General features: G+C 49.7%; 2 protein-coding genes and 1 pseudogene. All 3 read right to left on the bottom strand.

The genetic code is table 11. The annotated features are described in order from the left end of the window. Window positions 1-343 (bottom strand): annotated as a pseudogene (locus RTY00_RS11400) (DNA polymerase I); the annotation flags it as partial. Window positions 344-710: 367 nt separating this feature from the next. After that, complete coding sequence (gene dsbA / locus RTY00_RS11395) at window positions 711-1,340, bottom strand: thiol:disulfide interchange protein DsbA (protein ID WP_008109808.1); 630 nt, start codon at window positions 1,338-1,340, stop codon at window positions 711-713. Between the two features lie 26 nt (window positions 1,341-1,366). Then, window positions 1,367-2,353, bottom strand: a complete 987-nt coding sequence (locus RTY00_RS11390; RefSeq protein ID WP_312664510.1) for a serine/threonine protein kinase — start codon at window positions 2,351-2,353, stop codon at window positions 1,367-1,369. Between the last annotated feature and the right edge of the window lie 29 nt (window positions 2,354-2,382).

The raw sequence follows: 2,382 nt of genomic DNA, 5'->3' as shown, positions 1-2,382 counted from the left end.
CCGCCTCAACGCCAGAGTCCGCCAACAGCGGCAGGCCCATCGCTTTGACCATTTCATGTAGCGGCTCAATCTGCGCTCGCAGATCGTCTGGCATCGGCGGACGGTGCGATTTGTAGTGCTCAAAGAGCTCATCGCGGAAAGTTTTGCCTTTCGCATCGAAGACCACAGCCACATGGCTTGGCTGATACTGCATCAACAGGCTTTTCAGCATGTTGAGCACACCATACATGGCGCCAGTTGGCTCGCCTGCACTGTTCGTTAGCGGCGGAAAGGCATGATATGCACGGTACAGATAAGATGAGCCGTCGACCAGAATCAGGGGATTTTCTGCAATTTGCGCCATAGGTTCGTATTTTCTTCGTTGCGATAATGAGGGCTATAAGGATGCCACAACCGGAGGAGAATGTTGAATGCACTCGGGGAAGTCAGGATCTTTTTCGTCGTTACGCGGCACGGATCGCAAGGATCAATCTGTGGATAAGTTTGTGCGTAAAATTCATAACGTATTGTTATTTACGTTAATTGTAATTACTTTAATATTAAAAATTAAACTATATCAGTTAGTTAAATACTTACCGTGACCTTATCCGTCCTAATGAAAAGACGATCGTCCATGTGGATATTAAGCGGAGGGTTAATAAATACATCGTATAATCAACACGAAAAAGGCAATAAAAAACGCCGGCAGTGCCGGCGTTCTTAAAACTAAATTACTTCTTTTCTACCAGGAACTTCACTACGTTGGCGTAATCAGCAACGAAGTTGTCCATTGAGCTGGTATCCAGGCCACCGTTGTTAACCATATATTTGCCGTTAACAAAGATTGCTGGCACACCTTGCAGATTGACGTCTGCTGCCGCTTTCTGCTGCTGCGCAACCAGCGCTTTTACAGCGAAGCTGTTCCAGGCTGCATCGTAATCTTCTGAAGAGATACCCGCCGCTTTAATAAAGGTTTCTTTCAGGCTTGCTGCATCGGTAACGGTTTGGGTTTTCTGAATACCGTCGAAAATCGGTGCAGTAACTTTGCTCTCTACGCCCAGCGCCATGGCAACAGCCCATGCCTGAGTGACAACCGGACCGAATTGACCGCCAAGGAAATCAACGTGGTATTTGGTCACTTTCGTGTCCGCCGGCAGGTTCTTTTTCACTGCATCGCTCACGTGATAAACGCGTTCGAACTGGTAGCAGTGTGGGCAGAAGAAGGAGAAGAACTCCAGAACCTGCGGCTCACCCGCCACTGGCTTTGGCAAAGTAACGAACTGCTTACCATCGTTGAACTGTGCCGCTGAGGCGCCAAATGCCAGCATTAAACCTACCAGCGCAAACATGATCTTTTTCATCGTGAAACAATCTCCTGAGTACTTCATTAATATTGCGGGCTAAGCTGCAACGGCGGTTCGTGTAGCAGCCTTTCCTGCTCGATAAATAATGCAATCTGCCGGCGCCAAAAATCCTCATCTGTCATCCAGGGAAAGGCGCGCGGAAAAGCGGGATCCTGCCAGCGGCGTACCACCCAGGCCAAATAATAAACCATGCGCATAGCGCGTAAAGGTTCAATCAGTGACAATTCATGTAAATCAAAATCACCGAATTCATTATAGGCTTCCAGCAAAATGTCCCATTGAATCAACTGTTCCTGACGATCGCCATTTACCAGCATCCACATATCCTGCACTGCTGGCCCGTTACGGGCATCATCAAGATCGACAAACATCGGGCCTTCACGCCACAGAATATTGCCGGGATGGCAATCGCCATGCAACCTTAACGGCTGCCATTGGCTATGCCAGCGCTGCTGCAGCGTCGCGCTGAGCTTATCAACGGCAGCAAGCAGTAAGTCTTTGAGCGAAGCCGGTACTAACGCGCTTTGTTCCAGCTCGCGACGCGGTTGAAACACATACTCTTCAAGGCCGAAAGTGGGTCGCTGCTGAAACAGGCTTTGCCTGGCGGTTTGATGGATGCGCCCAAGAAAGCGGCCAACCCATTCCATCTGATCCTCGTTATCGGTTTCATATTGCCGTCCGCCTAAACTAGGGAAGACCGCGTACATGAAGCCGGCATGATGATTCAGCGTACTGCCCTGCAGAACGAGCGGCGCGGCAACCGGTACTTCATCCTCTAATAAATCCTGAGTGAACTGATGCTCTTCGAGGACCTGTTGCGCGCTCCAGCGCTGCGGACGATAAAACTTAGCCACATAGCGGCGTTTATCATCATCGCTGAACTGATAGACGCGGTTTTCATAGCTATTGAGGGCGGTTAAGCCTGATTCGACACGCAGACCCGCATCCCAAAGTGCATCAAGGATGACATCGGGATTCAGCGTCTGGAAATTAAAGGCGGCTTCGCTCATCATTTGGCCTGTGTGTTACCTTTGCGATT

This window comes from Pantoea sp. CTOTU49201, assembly GCF_032054795.1.
Taxonomy (GTDB): Bacteria; Pseudomonadota; Gammaproteobacteria; order Enterobacterales; family Enterobacteriaceae; genus Pantoea; species Pantoea symbiotica.
This window is presented reverse-complemented; position numbering and strand designations above follow the sequence as displayed.